We start from the raw sequence: 21554 nt of genomic DNA on the forward strand, positions 1-21554 counted from the left end.
GTACGACGCACACGGCATGCGGCGGTCGGCGTGCGGTGGTCAGTGGTCGGTGGTCGGGTTGTGCCGTCCAGCCGATCGTCACGCCGACGCGGCCTGCGGGCCTGCGGGGCTGCGCCTTCCGGCGCAGCGGCGAGCCGGAGGTGGACGGGACGCGGCGGGCGGCGGTACGCCTCAGCGCGGCGGGGCTGGTGGGGCCGGCGGCGAGCGGCGAGCACATCCGGTACGTGGTTGATACACGATCGCGTGCTCGCGGAAGTCGAGCGACGACCGGCTCGAAGCAGCCGTCGCGGAGTCTGTGGACACACCCCTGGTGACCATCCGTGCCACCGGGGCTCCGTGTTCCTCTGCTTCGGGAGTCAGTAGCCGTGTCCGCCATGACGAAACGTGAAGACCACGATCCCCACGCCGCGCCGGACCCTCGCCGGACACCTCGCCGCAAAATGCTGTGGCTGCTGGCCGCGGTACTGGTCACGGGCGCCGGCGGTGGGATGGCCGCGACCCTGCCGGACGGGCCCGCGGCCGGCCCCGCCGGGAAAGGAGCCGTCCGGGGCGAAGGACCGCCGACGTTGCCGGCTCCCGCGCCCGTCGTCGATCTCGATCTGCCGTGGCCGCAGGAAGGACAGTCGGCGGTCGCCGTGACGAAGGTCGGTGTCCTGGGGGTGAACGGACCGCAGCGGCCGGTACCGATCGCGAGTGTCACCAAGGTGATGACGGCGTACGTCGTGCTGCGGGACCACCCCCTGCGGGACGGCGAGGACGGCCCGACGATCACGGTGGACGACCAGGCGGCGGCCGAGTCGGCGTCGACGAGCGAGTCGACGGCCCCCCTGGTCGCGGGCCAGCGGCTCACCCAGCGCAAGCTACTGGAGGTGATGCTGCTCCCGTCCGCGAACAACGTGGCCCGGCTGCTGGCCCGCTGGGACGCGGGCAGCGAGGAGGCGTTCGTCCAGCGGATGAACGCGGAGGCGGCCCGGCTGGGGATGACCGCGACGACCTACACCGGATCCAGCGGGATCGAATCCACGACCGTGTCCACGGCGGCCGACCAGGTGGTACTGGCCCGCGAGGCGATGAAGGACCCGGCACTGCGCGCCACCGTCGCCCTGCGCAGCACCACCCTGCCGGGCCGCGCGGCACCGTTGCGCAACACCAACACGTTGCTCGACCGCCCCGGGGTGGTGGGGCTGAAGACCGGTTCAAGCACACCGGCGGGCGGCAACCTGATGTGGGCCCTGGAAGTACCCGAAGGCGGGGCCGGGTCGGGACACCGGCTCGTCCTCGGCGTGGTGCTGGGCCAGCGCGCCGGTACGACGCCCACCGAAGGTATGCGGGCGGCGTTGGAGAACAGCGGACGGCTCGTCGACGCGCTGGGACAGAAGTTGCCGCAGGTCCTGCCCGCCCTCGACGGCGGCCGTCGGGAGTGGGCGTGAACACGGGCATGGGCATCGGCACGGACATGGGTACCGGCATGAGCGAGGGCGAGGGCGTCGGCATGGGCATGGGCACGGGCACGGCCCCGCCGACGACTCCGCCCGGGGGCGGGCCAGCGGCGGCCGCCCGGCCCGGCGGGCGGGGGCGGCGAGAGCGGCACCGGCCGCGTGGATGGCTGGTCGCCGTGGCCGCGCTGCTCTGCGCCGCTCCCCTGGCCCTGAGCTCCCACCTGCCGAACGCCGTCGGCAACCTCGGCAGTCTCTGCCAGACGGTGCTGCCGTGGTCAGGGCTGGGCATCCTGCTGCTGCTGTGCTGCGCGGCGATACGCCGGTCGGTCCTGGCGGCGACCGCCGTGCTGGTCCCCGCCCTGGTGTGGAGCGCCCTGTTCGGGCCCGCTCTCATCGACAAGAGATCCGGAGGCGGCGACTTCACGGTGGTGAGCCACAACGTGAACGAGGAGAACCCCGATCCGGGCCGCACCGCCCGCGCGCTGGCCGCCTCGGGCGCCGACGTCCTGGCGGTGGAGGAACTGGCGAGCCGGGCCCAGGAGACCTTCCGACACGCACTGGCGGCCACCCACCCCTACTCCCAGATACGGGAAGGTGTCGGACTGTGGAGCCGGTACCCGCTCGAGGACGTGGAACCGGTGGAGATCATGCCCTGGACCAGGGCGCTGCGCGCCACCGTCCGGACACCGAAGGGGCCGGTGGCGCTCTACGCGGTACACCTCGCCTCCGTCCGGGTGTACCCGACCACCGGCTTCGCCACGGCCAGCCGCAACGAGGCGGCGGCCAGACTCGCCGAAGCCCTCCGGGCCGAGCGGCTCACACGGATCGTGGTCCTGGGAGACTTCAACGGCTCGGTCGACGACTCCGCGCTGCACGCCCTCACCGGGCCGCTGCGCTCCGCGCAACGGGAGGCCGGCGACGGCTTCGGTTTCACCTGGCCCGCGTCGTTCCCGCTGGTCCGGATCGACCAGATCCTGGTATCCGGCCTCACCCCACGGGCGGCGTGGACCCTGCCCGCGACCGGCAGCGACCACCTACCGGTCGCGGCGTCCCTACGACTGTGACCAGCCACGCGGCCGACGCGAATCCCGAACCCCCAGGACCCGGACCCCGGACCCCGGACCCCAGAGCCGCCCCCGCCCCTCGTACGGTTACGATCGATCACCCGCCGGGCCCGGACGAGTGCGGCTCCCCGGGCGAACACATCGGAGAACCCTTGCCCGCCATTCGTGTGCCCGACCCGGTCGGCGTACTGCTCGTCGAGGACGACGCGGTCATCCGCCGCTCGGTGCAACTGGCCCTGGAACGCTACGGCTACGAGGTCGAGGTCACCGGGGACGGGCTCGACGGCCTGGAGGCGTTCCGGGCCGGGGCCCACGACGTGCTGATCCTGGACGTGATGCTCCCGGGCCTCGACGGCATCGGCCTGTGCCGACGGATCCGCGAGGAGAGCCTGACCCCGATCCTGATGATGTCCGCCCGGGGCGACGGCCTCGACGTCGTGGCCGGACTGGAGGCCGGCGCCGACGACTACGTGGTCAAGCCGGTGGACATCCCCGTCCTCGTCGCCCGCATCCGCTCCCTGCTGCGCCGCGCCACCTTCCACCACGCTCCCGCCCCGCGGCCCGCACGGGACACACCGGCTCCGGACGCACCTGTACCGGACGGACCGGCCGCGACCGGCGGACCGGCACGGCCCCCGCAACCCCCGACGACCCCCTCCACGCCCGAACTCCTCGTCTTCGGCGACCTGACCATCGACCCGCGCGGCCTGGAGGTTCGCCTGGACGGACGGCCGGTCCCGCTGACGCCCACCGAACTGCGCCTGCTGCTGGCCTTCGCCGAGAACCCCGGCGCGGTCCTGGACCGCCGCCGCCTGCTACGCGACGTCTGGGACTACGGCTGGGAGGGCGACACCCGGGTCGTCGACCTGTGCGTGGTACGGCTGCGCAAGAAGATCGGCGCGCACCGGATCGAGACCGTCCGGGGCTTCGGCTACAAACTCCCACGGAACTGAGACCCATGGCCATCCGGCTGTTCGACCCGCGGTCCCTGCGATGGAAGGCCGCGGCCCTGGTCGCGCTCGCCTGCTGCGCGGTCGCCACCGTGATCGGCGTGCTCGTCCACCGTGCGACCGCCCAAAGCGGTGAGCGGGCCGGGCAAGAACTCGCCGCCGCGCAGGTCGCCGCGGCGCAGAAGGAGTTCTCACGCACCGGCAAGCGCCCGGACTTCGCGGACCTGCAATCCGCGGCCGACCTGCCGGCACCTCTGGCGCAGGCCGTCGCCGACCTGCGCACGCCCGGATCGTACGCGCTCTGGTACGACGTCAAGCCACCGAACTGGTACTGGCTCTGGGCCGCCGCACCGGTCGACGACGACAAGGTGATCGTCGTACGGACCGACATGAGAGCCCAGGTCCGCAGTCTCCAGCTGCTCGACCGCAGCATGATCAAGGCGGCACTCGCCGCACTCCTGGTCGTCGTACCCGCGGCCGCCCTCGTCGCGGAACGGATGAACCGACGGCTGCGCCGGGGTTCCCGGACCGCCCGGCGGATCGCCGACGGCAACCTCGACGCCCGGATCGGCAGACGGGGCCGGGCCCGCGACGAGATCACCGAGATGTCGGCGGCCGTCGACGCGATGGCCGCGGCGCTGCAGGCACGGCTGGCCGCCGAGAAGCGCTTCACCGCCGACGTCGCCCACGAATTGCGCACCCCGCTGATGGGCCTGGTCACAGCCGCGGGCCTACTCCCGCAGGACGACGAGGCGGCGGGCCTGGTCCGCACGCAGGTCCTCGCGCTACGGGGCCTGGTCGAGGACCTGCTGGAGGTCTCACGCCTGGACGCCGGCGCGGAGCGGGCACGGATCGACGAGGTTCCCCTCGGCGACCTCGTCACCCACGCGGCCGCGCAGGCCGGCGGCCACACCCGGCTACGCCTTGAAAACCCCGCCACCGTCCCGACCGACCCACGCCGGGTGGAACGCGTCGTCACCAACCTCGTGGCCAACGCCCACCGACACGGCGCACCACCCGTCGAGGTCACCGTCACCGGCGCCCGGATCACGGTACGCGACCACGGCCCCGGCTTCCCGGACGACCTCCTCACCGACGGACCACAACGCTTCCGCACCGGCGCCACCGAACGCGGCCACGGCCACGGCCTGGGCCTCACCATCGCCGCCGGCCACACCGCGGTCCTCGGCGCCACCCTGACCTTCACCAACACCCCGGACGGCGGCGCCCTCGCCACCCTCGACCTCCCCCACCCACAGGACACCTGAACCCCCCGTCCGACACCCCAGACACAGCCACACTCCCCCGCGACGGCCAGGTCACGACCGACCAAAGTGGCGCTACCCGCCCGGGTTACGGCAGCAGGTGTGTGGGCAACCGGCCGGGCGAGGACATGCGCGCGATGACAGATCCGAAGAACCGCACGGCGCGGCGCCGAGCGCTGATGGCGCCGAGCGAGACAACCGGCGAGGAAGCCGGCACACGCCAGGTGCTCCATCGGTTCGCGGCGTCGCCTCGACGGCCGCCCGGCTGAGGGAGGGACGCCGCCACCGTCGCGCAGGCCGGCCGGGTCACGGCACCCTCCCGACCACGGGCTCCGCGAGCTCCGACCGCTCCGACGCCGCCATCACCTCGGTCGGCTCCGGCCCGATCCTGCGCCGCGCCAGCACGGCCGCCAGCGCCGCCAGCGCGAACACCGCCCCGGCCCACGGCAGCTGCCGCGTCCCGGCGCTCGCCACCACCAGGCCGCCCACCGCGCTGCCGACGGTGATGCCCAGGTTGGAGAAGGAGATGAAGAGGCTGTTACCGAACTCCGGCGCGTCCCGGGTGTCCCGGGCCAGCCAGGTCTGACTCACCACGAGCCCTCCCGAGTGCACCGCCCCCCAGAGCAATACCATCAGGACCATCGGCGCGGGCCACGGCCCGACAGCGCCGACCAGCGCGTAGAGGAGGATGTAGAGGACCGGGAAGACGGTCACCGTCCGGACCGGGCCACGTTCCAGCAGCCGGCCGAAGACCAGGTTGCCGAGGACCATCACGATCCCGAAAGCCATCAGCAGCCCGCCGGTCGCCGACCCGCCCAGCCCGGTGACCCGCTCCAGGTACTCGGCGAAGTAGCCGTAGACCGAGAACATCGCCGCGAAGACGAACACCACGGCCGTCAACGCCAGCCAGGGCCGCAGACGCCGCAGGACGCCCAGCTGGCGGCCGTAGGAGAGCCGCCGCTCGGCCGGCATGGCGGGGAACAGGACGAGGACCCCGATCAGGGCGAGCAGATTGGCACCCGCGCCGAACCAGAACGCGGCGGCCAGGGAGAGGTGTTCGGCGAGGTAGGAGGTGATCGGCACCCCGAAGGCGAACCCGAGCGTCACGCCCGCGAACACGGTGGTGACGGCCCGGGTGACCCGTTCCGGCGGGACGAGCCGGGTGGCCGCGGTGAGCGCGACCGCGAAGAACACCGGGTGGAAGACCGCCGGCACGATCCGAAAGACGAGCATCACCGAGAAGCGGTCGGTGAGCGCGTACACGGCGTTGGACGCCGTGAACACCGCGAGCGCCGACACCAGGACGCTCTTACGCCGCACGCCCGAGGCCAGCAACGTCACGAACGGGCCCACGACGGCGACCACCAGCGCGAAGACACCGACCAGCCACCCGGCCGCGGACGGCGCCACCCCGAGTTCCTCGGAGATCCTGGGCAGGACACCGACCACGCCCATTTCCGTGGTGATGATCCCGAACACCCCCAACGAGAGCGTCAGAACGACAGGAGCGGTCTTTCCCATAACTGCCTTCCACCGCCCGGCCGTCCACGGGCACGGCTCCACCGCCCCGCACACTCCGAGCTACATATCTAGATAGTTAGATGAATTTTGCCGCGAGAGAAGGGCACACCCCTCCCCCGGCACCGGACGGGAACGGTTCAGAGCTCGTCGCGCACGTACGCCGCGAAAGCGGCGATGGTCTCCTCGTCACGCCGGTAGAAGGTCCACTTGCCGACCCTCTCCGACACCAGCAGCCCCGCATCCCGCAGGATCTGCAGGTAGCCGGACACCACCGACTGCGCAAGCCCGGAACGCTCCCGGATCTCCGTCACACACACGCCGATATGGAACCCGACGCCACGTTCCAGGTAGTACTCCTCGTCGAAGTACCGCTCGGGATGCTTCAACCAGAGCAGGAACTCCGCCCGCGCGGGATTGGCGAGCGCCTTGTGAACGGCCAGCGGATCCACCGCACACCCCTCTCACGAGCCGAACCCCGGAACGCATCTAATATTCTCGATACGAAGAAATGTGTCAACCCGACCCACCCCACCCCGGGGACCGGCAACACCCCCGAAAGTACGCGGACGCCGGCACCAACCGACCAGAACGGCCGATCGCCACAGCCAGTCGCCACGGCCGGCGGCACCAGGCGGACCACCACCGGGGACGGGGACTCGCCGAACCAGGCCTCTACGGCCTCACCGCCCCAAGACAACACCCAGTCCACCGGAACCCCACTCACCGACGACACCCACCAACCCAACCCCCACCCCATGGCACACCTGCCCCACACGACCACCCCGACAACCAGACCAACCCGATGGAACCAGGCACCCCGGACCGCCCAGCCACCGCCGGCGCCGTCATCAGGATGCCCCAAGGCCCCGGCACCCACCCCGGCACCCCGGTCCCGGTCCGCGACCGGGGCGTCGGGGCGTCGAGCCGCACCTACGGGTTCTCCGTGAACGTGCAGGTAGTCGTCGACGCCGACACCCGTCTCGTGGTCACCGCCCCCGCCCCGTGGCGGGGAAGAAGGCCGACGCCCACGCGTGGGGCCTCCGGTGTTCCCGCCACGTGCACGGGCACCACCGTGGTCGCGGACGGCCGGCCCGTCCTGCTGGTCCTGGTCACGGTCATGATCGCGCTGCTGTACTGGGCCGCGCCCAACGCCAAGGGCCGCGGCTTCAAGTGGGTGACCCCGGGCAGCTTCCTGGCGCTGGTGATCTGGATGATCGCCTCGACCGGGTTCGCGTTCTACGTCGCGAACTTCGGCTCGTACAACAAGACGTACGGCACGCTCGCGGGCGTGATCATCTTCCTGGTGTGGTTGTGGATCACCAACCTGGCCGTCCTGCTGGCCTTGGAGTTCGACGCCGAGATGGTGCGCCGGCGCGCGATCGCGGGCGGCCACCCCGCGGACGAGGAACCGTATACCGAGCCGCGGGACACCCGGGAATGGAGCGAGGAAGACCGCCATCGCCTGGACTGAGGTCAGACGGTCCGGCTGAGGGGACCAAGGGACTACGAGGGTGCCCAGGTGGGTGACCGGCGAGCGGCAGGGTAGGCGCGCCTCGGGACCCCTGGCAGCGGAAGAAGGTGAAGCGTCCGATGAGCACCGTGGGAAGCCACGGCAGCGACGCGCCGGCGGGCGACGTCGTGACACGGGCGTGGCGGCACGCCGGGCACCTGGTCGTCCAGAAGACCCCGGATGCCGTGCGCGACAAGGCCGCCTCCGCCTCCAGCCGGGCACGGACCAACCGCGTCCCGCTGCTGGCCATCGCCGTAGCCCTGGCCGTCTTCCCGCTCCTGCGCCGCAACCGGAGGAACAAGTGAAAGCATCCAAGATCGCCTACAAGCCCGTCGGACTCGTCCTCGGTGCCATCAGCGGCATGGCCGCAAGCCTGGCCTTCAAGCAGGCATGGAAGATGCTCGGCCACGAGGACGACGCCCCGGACGCGACCGACGAGAACCGCTCCTGGCGGGAGATCCTCCTCACCGCGGCCCTGCAAGGCGCGATCTTCGCCGTCGTCAAAGCCGCCGTCGACAGGGCGGGAGCCACCACCACCCGGCGCCTGACCGGAACCTGGCCCGGCTGACCGTCCCTCGGTGCAGGTCGCGCAGAATCCATCACGTCTGATGAGGGCGGGGCTCTGGTCGAGGAATCCGACCCGGCGCCCTGACACCGCGAGGGCGGCTGCCCGTGGGTGTGCGACCGGGTGACGAGGTGGTGGGGCGGCCTATCCCAGGGCACGGCCGGCCTGGAAGCCGGGAGAATAATGCTGCGCACGTCAAGCGCCGCGCTGCCGCTGGGATGGCCGCCCCACCACCGGGGGCCTGGAGTGACGCCTACTGAGCGGTGTTCTTGACGTTGGGCTGCGTCTTCTGGTTGTAGATCTCCTTGCCGGACGCGTCGTAGGCGTGGACGTAGGGAGCCGGGGGCTTCCCGTTGGGGCCGGTGGAGATGCCCGCCGTGTGGACGAACGCGCCGCCGGCCATGACGGCCGGGTACTGGGTCGGGTCGTCGCCGTAGCTGATGGTGACCTTGGCGACGTCGGGCGTGTAGTGTCCGGCGCCCAGCGAGAGGTACTGTCCCGCACCGGCCGGCGTGCTGAAACCGTCGAAGAACTCGATCAGGTGACCGGCGCCCCACAGGCGGTCGTTGATGAACGTCGCGGGGACGGACCTGCTGGCGCCCTGGTCACCCTTCGACTCGCACTGCACGTACTGGCCGGCGGAGTCGACGGCGACGACCACGCCGTCGGTGTCCGCCGAGGCGACGGGGGTGCGGACCGCGATCACCGCCTGGTACTGCGACGCGTCGGAGCCCAGGCAGGAGCCCAGGATCTCGGCGACGGTCCCGGCGTCGATCGGGGATGTCGCCGTGCTGGTGACGGTGAAAGCGGCCGGGGTGGCGGGCGCACCGGTGACGGCGGGGCCGCTGCCGGAGACCACCGAGGCGCCAGCCGAGGCGCTGCCGGAAGCCGTGGCGGCGGGAGCGGCGGAGGGCTTGCCGTGGGCCGTGGGGGCGGGCGTGGAGACACCGGTCGCGGCGGTGGCCATTCCCCCCGCGGCCGCGAGGGCCGCGGCGGTGGCGGTGGCGGCGACGAGCATGATCGGGCGGATACGCATGAATCCGTGTCCTTCCTCCAGGCGTCCGGATGACGCCAGCGCCCCCTGTACGCCTCCCGACGCCCGGCGGGTCGCACCCCGCACACGTGATCCAGGTCATAGGCCGTAGGCGCAACGCCGGGACGGCGCTCGTGCGTACAGGGCGGGGGGCTCCCGCCCAGGGCGCACGGCTTCACCGCCGCGGCCGGGGAACCGCCTCCTCGCGGGCCGCCCGTGCCGCGAACTGACGGACAGTCCCGTAGGAGGGGCCCTTGATGACGCCACAGGAGTTCGACGCGTTCTACGCGGCGTCCTTCTCCCGCCTGACCGGGCAGCTCTACGCGATAACCGGCGACTGGTCCGAAGCACAGGACGTGGTCCAGGAGGCCTTCGTCCGCGCGTGGGACCGAAGGCGCACCCTGGACCCGGACGACGCCCCGGAGGCATGGATCCGGACCACGGCCCGGCGGCTGGCCCACTCCCGCTGGCGGCGTCTGGCCCGGGGCCTGCACCTGGCCGCACGCCACCGCCAGGAACCACCCGCCGTCGAGCCACCCACCGAGGAACACCTGATGCTGGTCACCGCGCTCCGCGGCCTGCCCGAGGCCCAGCGGGGCGCCCTGGTCCTGCACCACATGTGCGACCTCTCCGTCGAGCAGGTCGCGGCCGAGACCGGCTCCAGCGTCAGCGCCGTCAAGAGCCGCCTCGCCCGCGGCCGGACCGCGCTCGCGGCCAGGCTCGCCGACCTTACCCCGACCAGCGAGGAAGGAAAGCTCCGTGTCTGACCCCGTCCACGACAACGTCGGCGACCGGCTGCGGCTGCTCGGCACGCACATGTCCGCACCGACCCTGCCCGCGGCGGAGATCCGCCGACGCGCCGACCGCCGCCGACACCGCCGGCGCGCCCTGGGCGTGACGGCGGCCTGCGCCGCGGCAGCCCTGTGCCTGGCTCTCCCGTCCGCGCTGCTCTCACCGGGACCGCCCCGGTCACCAGGAACACAGCAGTCACCAGAGCCGCAGCGCTCACCGGAACCGCAGCAGGGAGCGGCCACCACGGACGCTTCCTCCGTGTCCGCCTCTCCCCGATCCCCGGCCGCTTCCACCGCCATCAGCACGGCGACGTCCCCGATCGACGCCGGGACCGTCGCCGGGATCCTGGGCTCCTGCCTGGGCTCCGGCGCCTCGAAGTACCAGGCGGTGATCGCGGTCCGCACCCCCGTCGCCTCGCCGGCCGCGGACGGTGTGGTCGTCGCCGTCGACTCCGCCGGCCAGTACGTGCAGTGCGAGTCGAAGGGTGATCAGGGCACCAGCATGTCCGTCCCCGCGACGTTCATCAACGATCATCAGTGGGGCGCCGGCCACCTGATCAAGTTCTTCGACGGCTTCAGCACGCCGGCCGATGGCGGGCAGCACCTCTCGCTGGGCGCCGGACACTACACGCCCGACGTCGCCAAGGTCACCATCAGCTACGGCGACGACCCGACCCAGTACCCGGCCGTCATGGCCGGCGGCGCGTTCGTTTACACGGCGGCCATCTCCACCGGCCCCAACGGCAAGGCCCCGGCCCCCTACGTCCACGCCTACGACACGGATGGCAAGGAGATCTACAACCAGAAAACACAGCCCAGCGCCAAGAACGCTCGTCCGTAGTCACTTCAGGCGGGAGAGGGACCTGGTTCGCGCGTTCCTGCGGTGCCCGGGCGGGATGCCCTCACCCGCCGTGGAGGGCGGCTCGGCAGCCGCCCGGGGTCGCCGCACTCCGTCGGCGACGCCGGCGGTCGATAGCATCGGCAGCATGGCTGAACAGGCGGAGCAGGCTGGGCGGAGCGAGCGGGCCGGGCGGCCGGACGGGCGCGCGGAGTGGCTGGACGAGCGCGAGGACGAGGTCTGGAACGGCTTCTTCGAGACCCAGGTGCTGTTCTGGCGCCGCCTCGCCCAGCAGCTCCAGCAGGAGACCGGCCTGTCCGAACCGGACCTCGCCATCCTCCAGGCCCTGCTGGCCGCTCCCGACGGGCGGCTGCGGCCCTACCAGCTGAGCGGTGTCACCCAGTTCGAGAAGAGCCGGCTGCACCACCACCTGACCCGGATGGCCGGCCGCGGCCTGGTCACCCGGGAACCGTGCCCGGAGAGCGGGCGGGGCGCCGTGGTGACGCTCACGGACCAGGGGCGGGCCGCGGTCGCCGCCGCGCTGCCCCGGCGCGCCGCGCACATCCGCCGCTGGCTCACCGATCCGCTGACGCTTCGTCAGCAGCACCAGCTGATCGGCATATCCGCCACCCTGACGGCGCGACTGAAGGCCGTGGATCCCGACTCCTGAAACCCCCGGGTCGGTTGACGTGTCAACCCAGCGCGCCCATGCTGGGGTTGACACGTCAACTCGACGCCGCACCAGGGGGACTCGCCATGCGCTTCCTGCTCCTGCCCCACCTGCCCGACCAGTCCAAGCCGCATCACGACCAGCTCCGCGAACTCGTCGACTACGCCGTGTTCGCCGAGGAGCTGGGCTTCGACGCCTACGGCATCGGCGAGCGCCACGACCGCCCCGCCGTCTCCAGCGCACCGCCCGTCCTGCTCGCCCACATCGCCGCCCTCACCTCGCGGATCCGGCTGTTCACCGCCGTCACCACCCTCGGCCAGCTCGACCCGCTGCGCGCCTACGAGGACTACGCCACCCTGGACCACCTCGCCGGGGGCCGGCTGGACCTGATCGTGGCCAAGGGCGCCTACCCGCGCTCCTCCCGCCTGTTCGGCGTCACCCGGGAGAACCAGTGGGAGCTGCTCCAGGAGAACTACCTGCTGTTCCAGCGGCTGTGGCGGGAGGAGAAGGTCACCTGGCGGGGCCGGCTCGGCCGCTCGCTGGAGGACGCCGAACCGCTGCCGCGCCCCTACCGGCCGGAGATCCGGATCTGGCACGGCGCCGGGAGCAACCCCGACTCCGCCGACTTCGCCGCCCGCCACGGCGACCCCCTGTTCACCCCCAACGGCGCCGGCGCCATCGGCCCGTACGCCGCGATCGTCCGCCACTACCGGGAACGCTGGGCGGCGTACGGCCACGACCCGGCCCGCGCCCTGGTCGGAGCGGGCACCGCGGGCTACTTCGGCGCGCGCACCTCGCAGGAGGCGGTGGCGCGCTACCGCCCGGTCTTCGAGGCCCGGCTGAAGGTCAACCAGGCCTTCGACGGCGGCTCGATCCGCTTCGACACCGTCGAGGACTGGATCGAGCACGGCTCGGTGCTCGTCGGCAGCCCGCAGCAGATCATCGACAAGGTGCTGCGCCAGCACGCGCACTTCGGCCACGAGCTGCTCCACCTGCACGTGGACGGCGAGGTCCTGGACGACGCGGACTACCTGGGCACGCTGGAGCTGTTCTTCGCCGAGATCGCCCCGGTGCTCCGCCGCGAACTGCCCAGCCGCCCGCTGGACGACGCACCGCCGCGACACCCGGATGTCGGCGCGGACGCCGACGGCCGCGCCCCTGTCGTAGCAACCCGGCTCACAGGGGTGCCATCTGCAACTCGCCGATGACCCGCAGGCCGACTCGCGCCGCCAGCCAGGCCGCACGTCGGGCCTCGACCTGTTTCACGTGGACGTACACCGTGTGGTCCGTCGAGGGCTCCTCAAGGTGGAGGTCGCGGGCGTTCACACACAGTGTCACGTACGCGCCTCTGCCGCCCCCGTAGCCGAGGCCGGCATCAGGCGCCTCAGGCCAGCCGCTGAAATCCCAGCGCACCAGGGCGGGGACCTCCCCCGCCGCCGCCAAGAACACCTCCACGGCTTCCGGGGCCGCGCACCATCTGCTCAGGAGGACAGGGAGGCAATCCGACGGAGAGTCGCCCTCACACGACGAGCCGTGCCGGTCAGCCCCACGGGGGTACCAGTCAGCGTCCGGCATCACTCCGGTCAGCCGCTCCAGCTCGCCGGCCGTGGACACCAGCGCTTCGAGGTCGGCTTCGAGCTCCCCGGTATCGGCGAGATCAAGCAGCTGCCCGACAACCCGCAGTGCCTCGGCGATGTCCGTCGTCCTCAGCACCGCCTGCGCGTACGAGTTGCTCATGACGAGCAGTCTGCCGACCCGCCCTGCCGGTCGACGAGCGAATATCCGAACAGCCTCCGGCTCGGCACTGGCCGCACCCAGGCGGCCCGCCGAGGTTGAGGAACAAGCCGAGAACGGACGGGACGGCGGATGTCCATCACTTCGGGAGGCGGCTCTGTCCAGTCCTGTTCGATGATCCCTGCTCCGGGGGCCGCCGGCCGCCGGCGAGGACCAGGCCCGTCTCGTAGGCGAGGATGACCAGTTGGGCGCGGTCGCGGACGCCGAGCTTGGCGATCGCGCGGGTGACGTGGGTCTTGGCGGTGAGCGGGCTGATGAAGAGCCGGGCGGCGATCTGGTCGTTGGACAGGCCGGTCGCGATCAGGCGGGTCACCTCGCGTTCCCGCGCGGTGAGCACGGCGAGGCGTTCGGCGGTGTCGGTGGGGGCTGCCGGGCGGTGCGCGAACTGCTCGATCACTCGTCGGGTCGCGCCCGGTGAGAGCAGCGCGTCGCCGGCCGCCACCGCCCGGACGGCCTGGCGCAGGTCGTCCGGTTCGGTCTCCTTGGTGAGGAAGCCGCTCGCGCCCGCGCGCAGGGCCGCGAAGACGTACTCGTCGGTCTCGAAGGTGGTGAGGACGATGACCCGGCAGTCCGCCAGTTCGGGGTCCTCGACGATCGTCCGGGTCGCGGTGAGGCCGTCCGTGCCGGGCATCCGGATGTCCATGAGGACGACGTCGGGGCGGACGGCGCGGACCGCGCGGACCGCTTCGTCGCCCGTGCCCGCTTCGCCGACCACCCGGATGTCCTCGGCACGGGCGAGGAGGCTGCTGAATCCCGCCCGTACCAGGGCCTGGTCGTCGGCGAGGAGCACCTTGATCGTCATGGGCGGAAGCCTGGCACAGGGATGGCGGCCCGCACGAGCCATCCGTCGCCCTTTCCTCGCGGTCCGGCGGAAAAGTCTCCGCCGAGCGCCCGGACCCGTTCGTCCATCCCCCGCACCCCGTGCCCGGCCGTCCCCGGTGGCCGCGCCGGTGCCCGGCCGTCGTCGGTCACGCTCACCTCCACCCGTCCGCCGCCGCACCGGATCCCGACCTCGGCCCGTGACGCCTGGGCGTGGCGGACCGTGTTGGTGAGGGCCTCCTGGACGATCCGGTGGACGGCGAGGGAGACCGGCGCGGGGACGACGGCGAGGTCGCCTGCCGTCTCCAGCCGGATGTCCAGCTCCGTCGACCGCATGCGGTCGACGAGCGCCGCGATCTCGAAGACCCCGGCCGCGGGGTCCTCGGGCCCCTCCCCCGGCGCGCGCAGCACGTGGACGAGCGCGCGGAGGTCCCGGAGGGCCTCGGTGCGGACCTGCTGCGCGGTGGTGAGGGCCTTGCGCGCCTCCTCCGGGGAGTCGTCCAGGGCCTCGGCCGCGACCCGGAGTTGGAGCCCGACGACGGTGAGGGTGTGCCCGACGACGTCGTGCAGTTCCCGGGCGATGTCCAGGCGGGCCTCCGCGATCCGCCGGCCGGCCTCCAGGTCCCGTTCCCGCGCGGCCCGCAGAAGGCGCCCGTCGAGTTCGGCGCGCCAGCGCAGCCGGTTGCGGTAGGCGGTGGCGGCGGCGAGAAGCACCGCGAGCCAGAGCACCTCGGCACCCAGGGAACCGAGGGCCTCGCGCGGGGTGGCGCCACCTGCGCCCGTCTCCCAGGCTCCGGCGAAGGCCAGTTCGGCCAGGCCCACGCCGGCCGCCCACGGCAGGCCGGGCCGGCCGGGCCGGTCGTCCGCGGCCAGCGTGGCGTACGCGGCGGAGACCGGCCACACCCAGCCCACGTCGGTGAGTCCGGCGGTGCGGAACACGACGACGGCCTGCACGCCGAGCAGCAGCACGGCGAGCGGCCACCGGCGGCGCGCCAGGAGCGACACGCCCAGCCACAGGGCGAGCGGCAGGGATCCCGCGGCGTCCAGTCGGCCGCCGAGCCGGAGGGTGACGGCCAGGACCGCGACGACGGTGCCGGCCGCGAGGAGCCCGTCGACGAGCCGGTCCGTGCGGGGGTCGGCGGGAGCGCGGACGGCGGGCTGTTCCATGCGCCGATCATGCACGACGGTCCCACCCCCGCCCATGGCGGGTGCCCACCACGGTCAGGGCGAGCGCGACCCACCCGAAGTCCACGGCGAGCACCAGGCGTTCGGCGAGGCCGATGAGCGTGGGGGCGCCGCCCAGCCCGAGCGACGGGCCGCCGCCCATCACGTCGACCAGGAAGACCGCGAGCGCCGCCGTGGTCGTCGCCGAGGCCGCGGTCAGGGTGTTCAGGGCCGTTCGCAGGCCGGGCCGCCGGGCCACGAGCGTCCCGCGGAGCAGCGCGGCGGCGGTCGGCAGGGCCGCGAAGGCGAGGAAGGCGGCGTTGCCGTGGACGAGTTCGGAGAGGGAGGGGCGGCTCCAGTGTCCGGGCGGGTCCGCCGGGAAGAGAGCCGCGACCAGGATGCCCGCCGTCCACACCGCGAGCGCGGCCCGGCCCGCCCGGCGGGTCCCGGCCCCCAGCCGCACCACGAGGACGGCGGAGGCGGCGCCGACAGCCAGCAGCGCCGCCGGGAGCAGCCAGCCCGCCGTGCCGTGCACGTACCGGCTGAGGGTCTCGCTCACCAGGTCGTACTCCGGGTTGAGCGTCTCCACCGCGGCCATCGCCAACGCCCCGATGCCGATCAGGGCGAGCGGGGTCCGTACCCCCGCGGCCGGAGCCGTGTTCGTCGCCGTCATGCCGTCCTCCTCGGTGTCGTTCCTGTGGTCCAGAACCTACGGAGGGGGCGGGGGCGGCCGCGTCGTCCCGATGCGGACACCCTGCCGTACGCCGACCGGTGTCGTCGCCCGGCCCGGCTGCACCATTCGGTGTACGTGCCGGGGCGGCCGGGCCGCCAGCGGCACGGCCCGATGCCCGCCCGCGGGGGCCGGTCATCTCCTCGCGGGCCCGGGCAGCGGTCTGGTGGGCCAGATCGGGCCAGTCAGGCTACGTGGCTGCCCGACGCCACCACTCGGGGGAGGCGAAGATACCGCTCCAGTCCGTCCCGTCGGCGCGACGCGCGGCCTGGAGTGGCCCGGCGGTCTGTTGCGGGACAGGGCTCGCCAGGGAGACGGCTGCCTGGGCCGTTGCGACTCCCCTCGGGCTACGGCCGGCGTGCGGGTGTCGTGGTCCATCCGTGTTCGAGCAGGGCGAAAGCGGCGTCGGCCGCCTGATGGGGGTCAGTGGCCCTCTGGGCGAAGGAGGCCGCTTCCAGGGCGAAGTGGGCCAGGGCGGCCGGGCGGTAGTCGCCCGGGGCGGCGCCGGTGGCCTGGGCGATCGCGTGCGCGAGTGCGTCCTCGTGACGCATCCACATGCGCTGCGCGTACTGGGCCAGGGCGGGGGTGTCGTTCACGAGGCGGACGAAGTCGGCGAAGCGGGCGTCGGAGTCGCCGGCGCTGATGCGGGCCCGCGTGATGCAGGCGCGCAGGGCCTGGGGGACGGAGGTGCCCTCGGGACGGTCGAGCACGGCGGCGACCAGGCGCGTTTCCTGCTCGGCGTCCTCGTCGAACACCAGGGCCTCCTTGCTGGGGAAGTACTTGAGCAAGGTGGTGGTCGACACGTCCACGGTGTCCGCGATCTCGCGGATGGTGACGTTGTCGTAGCCGTGTTCGAGGAAGAGTTTCAGGGCCGCGTCCGCCAGGGCCTGGCGGGTGGCGGCCTTCTTGCGCTCGCGGCGCCCGGGGGTTGCGCTCATACGCCGCATCATACGCGAAGTTGTCTTGCTCAAAAAGTTGTGTCGTTGCATCTTTTGGGTCGGTGTGTTTTTCTGGGGTCGAGGGCGGCGGGACGAAGGGTGGCCAGGTGCGCACCGACCGGCAGCCGACCCCTGAACGCACCACCTCGCCCACCCCACGACGTAAGGATCACCGCCATGGCGGTCCCCGCCTCCACCCGCATCGCCATCATCGGTGCCGGACCCGCCGGCCTGACCTGCGCCCGCATCCTGCAGCGCAACGGCCTGGCCGCCACCGTCTACGACCGGGAAGCCGGCCCCGAAGCCCGCGACCAGGGCGGCACCCTGGACCTGCACAAGGACGACGGTCAGATCGCGCTGCGCGAAGCCGGCCTCCTGGACGCCTTCCTCGCCGCGTGCCGCCCCGAGGGCCAGGAGATGCGCCAACTGGCGGCCCCCGACGGCAACGTCCTGTTCCACCACACGCCCGCCCAGGACGAGCTCTTCAAGCCCGAGATCGACCGCGGCCACCTGCGCGACCTGCTCCTGGGCTCCCTCGAACCCGGCACCGTCCAATGGGGCCGCGCGCTGACCGCGATCGACGGTCCCGCCACCGGCCCCCGGCACCTGCGTTTCGCCGACGGCACCACCGCGGAGGCGGACCTCCTCATCGGCGCCGACGGCGCCTGGTCCACGGTCCGCCGCGCCATCTCCCCCGCCGTGCCCCGGTACAGCGGCATCAGCTTCCTCGAAGCCTGGTACCACGACGTCGACAACACCCACCCCGACATCGCCGAACTCGTCGGCCAGGGCAGCGCCGCGGCCGCCGACGGGCGACGAGGCCTCTTCGCCCAGCGCAACAGCGGCGACCACATCCGCGTCTACATCATCCAGCGCGTCCCTCAGGAGTGGATCACCGACCTGGGTCTGACCCTCCAGGACACCGACGCCATCCGCACCCACCTGCTCGACCGGTTCCGTCACTGGTCCCCGCGGCTGCGGCGGCTGATGACCGACAACGACGGCTCTTACGTCCACCGCCCCATCCACGCCCTGCCCGTGCCCCACGCCTGGGAGCACGACCCCACCATCACCCTGCTCGGCGACGCCGCCCACCTCATGCCCCCGCTGGGAGTCGGCGTGAACCTGGCCATGCTCGACGCCGGCGAACTCGCCCTCGCCCTCGTCCACAACGACAGCGTCGACGCCGCCATCCACGCCTACGAGAGCACCATGCTTCCCCGCTCCCACCGCATGCAGGAAGCACTCGACCACGGCGCGGAGGAACTCCTCTCCGACGAACTCCCCGACTTCGCCGCGGAAACCCCCTGACCCCGCCGCCCGATCCACCTGGCCCCCAGGTCTCCGCCGCAACGCAGGGCGGGCGCTCACCGGCGCCCGCGCCCGGCCGCCCGAGGGTCGGCCTCGGGCCCCCGACGGGACGTCGAGAACCACAACGAGCACCCGCCGGGAGCGGACGAGCAGCGCCCCCGAAGGAGGGTGGCGGACCGGCACGCCCTCAATTCGCTGAAGCGGCCTGGTAGCGTGACCCCACCAGGTTTGAACGTGTTCAATAATGGGGGGGTCATGACGAACTTGAGCGTGCTCCGGTCCGTGCCGCGGGCGGGGCGGGTCCTGGCGGTGGCGGCGACGCTGTGTGGCGCGCCGGCCGTGCTCTGGGTGGTGCTCGTCGGCGGGTCGTTGATCGACGGTCCGCTGGTGCTCGGTTCCCTGGGTGCCGCCGCACCGCTTCTCGCACGGGACGCCACCGCCTTCCGGACGGCCTGTCTGGTATTCGGCTGGGGACTGCTCGCCGTCTCGGTCCTTGGCGCCCTGATCGGGCTGTTCGTGCTGGCGCCGGCGGGCGTCGTCCTCCTCACCGCGGCGAGCCGCGCGCGCCCCGAGCCCCGGTGCCTGCCGCTCCTGCTCGGCACCCTGGTCGCCACCGCCACCCTCGGCTTCGCCGGCTGGAGGTTCGGCACAACCTCGATCGCCCCCTACTTCCAGGAGCCGGACGCGTTCGTCGCCACCGTCCAGAAGGACAGTCCCCTCCTGAGGACCGGCCCTCATCCGGAACTCCTCTGGGACGGCTCGGGCCTCGGCCACGGCGCCACCCTCGTCTCCATGCGGGAGACCGATTCCGTACGACTCGTCGTCGTCTTCGACACCCGCACCTCCGATGCCGATCTCGCCGTCCTGCGCCGCCTGCTCGCCGACCTGCCGGGCGTCGCCACCGTCCGGCTGTGCGACCCGCCCGCAGGGAACTGCCGCTGACCACCGGCACCGACGACAGCCGCGCGAACCGCGCCCGTGACCGGTGCAGAGGCACCTCGTGGGCCCTTCCGACGGGCAGCCGGAGTAAGTGGTCGAATCGGCCGTGTGCCGAGATCGGAAGGCCTCATAGGGTGGTCTGATGTTCGATCACTTGGAGATCAGGGTGGTACCGCCGGGACCCCGGTCCGCCGCCCAGGTGCGGTTCCGGATCAACGGCGAGGACGTGATCGCGGAGGCGGTCCGCGAAGGTGGCCGCGGACCCTACACCGCTGATGTGCTGCCGGCCGGCCGACCCAGCCCCCTGCGGGCGACCGGCGAGGCGCGCCGTCTGAACCTGGGGGAACCGGAGTGCACCGGTGGCTGCTGTGGCTACCTGACCGTGGTCGTGCGGCGGTTCGGGAAGGTCGTGCGGTGGTCGGACTGGGAGATGCCGCGGGAGTCTCCCCTCGCCCCCGGCCCACGCCCTCTACCGCAGCTCCACTTCGACGCGAGTCAGTACGACGCCGAACTGGCTCGCGCCGAGGCGGACCGTTCGTGGCAGGCGCAACCGTAGCCCCGCACCGCGCGGCCCCGTCCGGTTGCTGGCTCTCACCGGCCCGCCTCCGGGTCGACGGGGCCCGTCCACCAAGCGCGCTGCCCGTTCCTGTGAACCCCGACGGGACAGGAGCGGGCATGTGGTGCACGAGCGCCACGGCCCCGAGCCGTACACCCTGGCGCAGCGGGAGACGAACCAAGGCCGAGGAGCTCACCACGACCGGCTCTACGCCGGTGGCTTCGGGGCCGGCAGCCACGCGACGTCGGCATCGCCTGAGCAGTCCCCTTCCCGGCAGCCGCGGACGCGTGGGACCATCCGGTCATGCGTCTGATCGCCGACGGGACCACAGCCGCCTCGCGGTTGGTGCTCGTGAACGAACTCGAATCCGATGGCGGATACGCCTTCGAGCTGGACAGTCCACTGTTCTTGGCGGTCGGCGATCGCGTCGGCTTCGAGGGCGGCCACCTCGTCGTCGCTCGCGCGAGCGGTGAACGACTGCGGGCCGTCGGCTTCTGGTCCACGCGCTGCCGGATCGGCCGTTACGCTCCTCCGCCTCCTCTTGATCCGGATGGCGAGCGGACCTGAGTCGGGTGCCACTTCTCGGACAGCGAGCGGGACCGGAACGCGCGGCACGGCGTGTCCAGCTGGTCGACCGGTCCGCGTCGGGTCGCCGCGGCGAGGTCCGGGTCGGCCGGACAGGCCTCGGCGGCCCGCACCGTCCGCTCGGTGGCGGCGAAGGCGGGGAAGCCCGTCCGGGTGAGCACCCGGGCCATTGCGGGGCCGCGGCGGGCGGCGGCCGGTCACAGCTCCTCGAAGTGGCGCGCCGTCAACCCATCCGGTAGTTCGGCCTGTTCGGGCTGCCACAGGCCGCTCGCGATGGCGGCGGCGAGGTAGGTGGAGAGCTCGCCGTGGAACAGCGCCTGCCCGGCGGCCTCCTCGGCCAGTGGGCCGGGCCGCGCGGCGCGGCGCGGCGGGCCGCCTCGGCACACCCGGGAAGCCGGGAGGCCGGGGCGGGCGCCGGTCAGAGGAGGGGCTGGGGCGGGGAAAGGGGCGTACCGGTGAAGACGGGGTCCTGTGGGTCGTCGAGGATCTGCCTGACACGGCTGGACGTGTCACGCACCGCGCGGACGGCCTTGAGGAGGTCGGTCACGGAGGCGGCGAAGGCGCCGGTGTCGGAGCGGTCGACGGCCTCGGCGCAACGACCGCCGGCGGCGAGGGCGGTCACCCCGAACTGGTGCCAGGCGGTTTGCGCGGCCGGGTCCGGGACCTGGAAGTAGTAGACCTCCCAGCTGGCGACGTTGCGCAGGTCGGCGCAGAACGGACGCGCCTTGGCCATCAGGGCGGGGGTGATGTCGATCCGCTCGTCGCGCCGGGCCTCGCCCAGGACCTTCACCAGTGCGGCCCCGTCGGCCAGCGCGTTCTCGACCAGGAACCGGCCGCCGACCCGGTACCAGGCGTGGACCTGGCGCCAGCGCATGCGCGGTGACACCGGGAGAGTCGGCAGCCCCATGATCCGCTGGAACTCCGCCTGGGCGGCGGGCGACACCGTCTTCGCCATCGGGCGGAGCTGGCCCGGGACGTCGGCGACGAGCAGGATCGTCGCGGTGGCCAGGGCCACGGCACACGTGCCGAGGCCGATCACCGGCACGACGCGGCGCCGCCCGGCCGGAGGACC

Annotated in this window: 23 protein-coding genes and 1 pseudogene; 14 read left to right on the forward strand and 10 right to left on the reverse strand. The window is 72.8% G+C overall.

The window, feature by feature from the left end:
- The first annotated feature begins 635 nt into the window (after positions 1–635).
- From ABD308_RS29870 to ABD308_RS29885, 4 genes are all read left to right on the forward strand, one after another.
- The gene (locus ABD308_RS29870) at positions 636–1430 is read left to right on the forward strand and encodes a D-alanyl-D-alanine carboxypeptidase family protein (RefSeq protein WP_425554881.1); all 795 of its coding nucleotides are present in this window, start codon (positions 636–638) and stop codon (positions 1428–1430) included.
- On the forward strand, positions 1427–2503 hold the full coding sequence (locus tag ABD308_RS29875; RefSeq protein WP_344341702.1) for an endonuclease/exonuclease/phosphatase family protein: 1077 nt from the start codon (positions 1427–1429) through the stop codon (positions 2501–2503). The genes ABD308_RS29870 and ABD308_RS29875 overlap by 4 nt, the downstream gene beginning before the upstream one ends.
- Before the next feature lie 152 nt (positions 2504–2655).
- A complete protein-coding gene (locus tag ABD308_RS29880; protein ID WP_344341705.1) occupies positions 2656–3456 on the forward strand; it encodes a response regulator transcription factor in 801 nt (266 codons plus the stop codon).
- A 5-nt stretch (positions 3457–3461) separates the two neighbouring features.
- Entirely contained in the window at positions 3462–4721 is a 1260-nt protein-coding gene (locus ABD308_RS29885; RefSeq protein ID WP_425554882.1) for a sensor histidine kinase, read from the forward strand.
- A gap of 303 nt (positions 4722–5024) precedes the next feature.
- Here the strand turns inward: ABD308_RS29885 and ABD308_RS29890 are convergent, their stop codons facing one another.
- On the reverse strand, positions 5025–6239 hold the full coding sequence (locus ABD308_RS29890) for an MFS transporter (RefSeq protein WP_344341708.1): 1215 nt from the start codon (positions 6237–6239) through the stop codon (positions 5025–5027).
- A gap of 137 nt (positions 6240–6376) precedes the next feature.
- Entirely contained in the window at positions 6377–6688 is a 312-nt protein-coding gene (locus ABD308_RS29895; protein WP_344341711.1) for an ArsR/SmtB family transcription factor, read from the reverse strand.
- A 641-nt stretch (positions 6689–7329) separates the two neighbouring features.
- On the opposite strand from ABD308_RS29895, the pseudogene ABD308_RS29905 reads away from it, so the two are divergent.
- The 3 genes and pseudogenes from ABD308_RS29905 to ABD308_RS29915 form a co-directional block, all read left to right on the forward strand.
- A pseudogene (locus ABD308_RS29905) lies at positions 7330–7710 on the forward strand (YihY/virulence factor BrkB family protein); the annotation flags it as partial.
- A 119-nt stretch (positions 7711–7829) separates the two neighbouring features.
- The gene (locus tag ABD308_RS29910; protein ID WP_344341714.1) at positions 7830–8054 is read left to right on the forward strand and encodes a hypothetical protein; all 225 of its coding nucleotides are present in this window, start codon (positions 7830–7832) and stop codon (positions 8052–8054) included.
- Positions 8051–8317, forward strand: coding sequence for a DUF4235 domain-containing protein (locus ABD308_RS29915; protein ID WP_344341717.1), 267 nt, complete (start codon positions 8051–8053; stop codon positions 8315–8317). Before ABD308_RS29910 ends, ABD308_RS29915 begins: the two co-directional genes overlap by 4 nt.
- Positions 8318–8567: 250 nt before the next feature.
- Here ABD308_RS29915 and ABD308_RS29920 read toward each other — a convergent pair whose 3' ends face one another.
- Positions 8568–9350, reverse strand: coding sequence for a hypothetical protein (locus ABD308_RS29920; RefSeq protein WP_344341720.1), 783 nt, complete (start codon positions 9348–9350; stop codon positions 8568–8570).
- A gap of 254 nt (positions 9351–9604) precedes the next feature.
- Here ABD308_RS29920 and ABD308_RS29925 point away from each other — a divergent pair, with 254 nt between their 5' ends.
- The 4 genes from ABD308_RS29925 (at position 9605) to ABD308_RS29940 (ending at position 12854) form a co-directional block, all read left to right on the forward strand.
- The gene (locus ABD308_RS29925) at positions 9605–10114 is read left to right on the forward strand and encodes a SigE family RNA polymerase sigma factor (RefSeq protein WP_344341723.1); all 510 of its coding nucleotides are present in this window, start codon (positions 9605–9607) and stop codon (positions 10112–10114) included.
- Positions 10107–10979: a hypothetical protein gene (locus ABD308_RS29930; RefSeq protein ID WP_344341726.1), complete on the forward strand. Its 873-nt coding sequence runs from the start codon at positions 10107–10109 to the stop codon at positions 10977–10979. Before ABD308_RS29925 ends, ABD308_RS29930 begins: the two co-directional genes overlap by 8 nt.
- 145 nt (positions 10980–11124) lie before the next feature.
- Positions 11125–11646, forward strand: a complete 522-nt coding sequence (locus ABD308_RS29935) for a MarR family winged helix-turn-helix transcriptional regulator (RefSeq protein ID WP_344341729.1) — start codon at positions 11125–11127, stop codon at positions 11644–11646.
- Positions 11647–11732: 86 nt separating this feature from the next.
- Positions 11733–12854 (forward strand): LLM class flavin-dependent oxidoreductase, encoded by a 1122-nt coding sequence (locus ABD308_RS29940; RefSeq protein WP_344341733.1) that lies wholly within the window; start codon positions 11733–11735, stop codon positions 12852–12854.
- Here the strand turns inward: ABD308_RS29940 and ABD308_RS29945 are convergent.
- From ABD308_RS29945 to ABD308_RS29965, 5 genes are all read right to left on the reverse strand, one after another.
- Positions 12823–13383: a hypothetical protein gene (locus ABD308_RS29945; RefSeq protein WP_344341738.1), complete on the reverse strand. Its 561-nt coding sequence runs from the start codon at positions 13381–13383 to the stop codon at positions 12823–12825. The two genes, ABD308_RS29940 and ABD308_RS29945, sit on opposite strands and share 32 nt — an antisense overlap.
- A gap of 136 nt (positions 13384–13519) precedes the next feature.
- Positions 13520–14242 carry a response regulator transcription factor gene (locus ABD308_RS29950; protein ID WP_344341741.1) on the reverse strand — a complete coding sequence of 241 codons (723 nt, stop codon included), beginning with the start codon at positions 14240–14242 and terminating at the stop codon, positions 13520–13522.
- On the reverse strand, positions 14239–15426 hold the full coding sequence (locus ABD308_RS29955; RefSeq protein ID WP_344341744.1) for a sensor histidine kinase: 1188 nt from the start codon (positions 15424–15426) through the stop codon (positions 14239–14241). Before ABD308_RS29955 ends, ABD308_RS29950 begins: the two co-directional genes overlap by 4 nt.
- A gap of 7 nt (positions 15427–15433) precedes the next feature.
- Positions 15434–16096: a DUF998 domain-containing protein gene (locus tag ABD308_RS29960; RefSeq protein ID WP_344341747.1), complete on the reverse strand. Its 663-nt coding sequence runs from the start codon at positions 16094–16096 to the stop codon at positions 15434–15436.
- A 404-nt stretch (positions 16097–16500) separates the two neighbouring features.
- Positions 16501–17091: a TetR/AcrR family transcriptional regulator gene (locus tag ABD308_RS29965; protein WP_344341750.1), complete on the reverse strand. Its 591-nt coding sequence runs from the start codon at positions 17089–17091 to the stop codon at positions 16501–16503.
- Positions 17092–17268: 177 nt separating this feature from the next.
- Here ABD308_RS29965 and ABD308_RS29970 point away from each other — a divergent pair, with 177 nt between their 5' ends.
- The 3 genes from ABD308_RS29970 to ABD308_RS29980 all read left to right on the forward strand — a co-directional run bounded on the left by ABD308_RS29970 (position 17269) and on the right by ABD308_RS29980 (position 20464).
- Positions 17269–18402 carry an FAD-dependent oxidoreductase gene (locus tag ABD308_RS29970; RefSeq protein WP_344341753.1) on the forward strand — a complete coding sequence of 378 codons (1134 nt, stop codon included), beginning with the start codon at positions 17269–17271 and terminating at the stop codon, positions 18400–18402.
- Positions 18403–18657: 255 nt separating this feature from the next.
- On the forward strand, positions 18658–19344 hold the full coding sequence (locus tag ABD308_RS29975) for a hypothetical protein (protein ID WP_344341756.1): 687 nt from the start codon (positions 18658–18660) through the stop codon (positions 19342–19344).
- Between the two features lie 856 nt (positions 19345–20200).
- Positions 20201–20464: a hypothetical protein gene (locus ABD308_RS29980; RefSeq protein ID WP_344341759.1), complete on the forward strand. Its 264-nt coding sequence runs from the start codon at positions 20201–20203 to the stop codon at positions 20462–20464.
- A 215-nt stretch (positions 20465–20679) separates the two neighbouring features.
- Here ABD308_RS29980 and ABD308_RS29985 read toward each other — a convergent pair whose 3' ends face one another.
- Both ABD308_RS29985 and ABD308_RS29990 read right to left on the reverse strand, forming a co-directional pair.
- Positions 20680–20868 carry a hypothetical protein gene (locus ABD308_RS29985; protein WP_344341762.1) on the reverse strand — a complete coding sequence of 63 codons (189 nt, stop codon included), beginning with the start codon at positions 20866–20868 and terminating at the stop codon, positions 20680–20682.
- Between the two features lie 32 nt (positions 20869–20900).
- A partial coding sequence (locus tag ABD308_RS29990) for a hypothetical protein (RefSeq protein ID WP_344341765.1) occupies positions 20901–21554 on the reverse strand: 654 nt, incomplete at its 5' end.

Origin of the sequence: Kitasatospora putterlickiae (assembly GCF_039527695.1) — a bacterium.
Classification (GTDB): domain Bacteria; phylum Actinomycetota; class Actinomycetes; order Streptomycetales; family Streptomycetaceae; genus Kitasatospora; species Kitasatospora putterlickiae.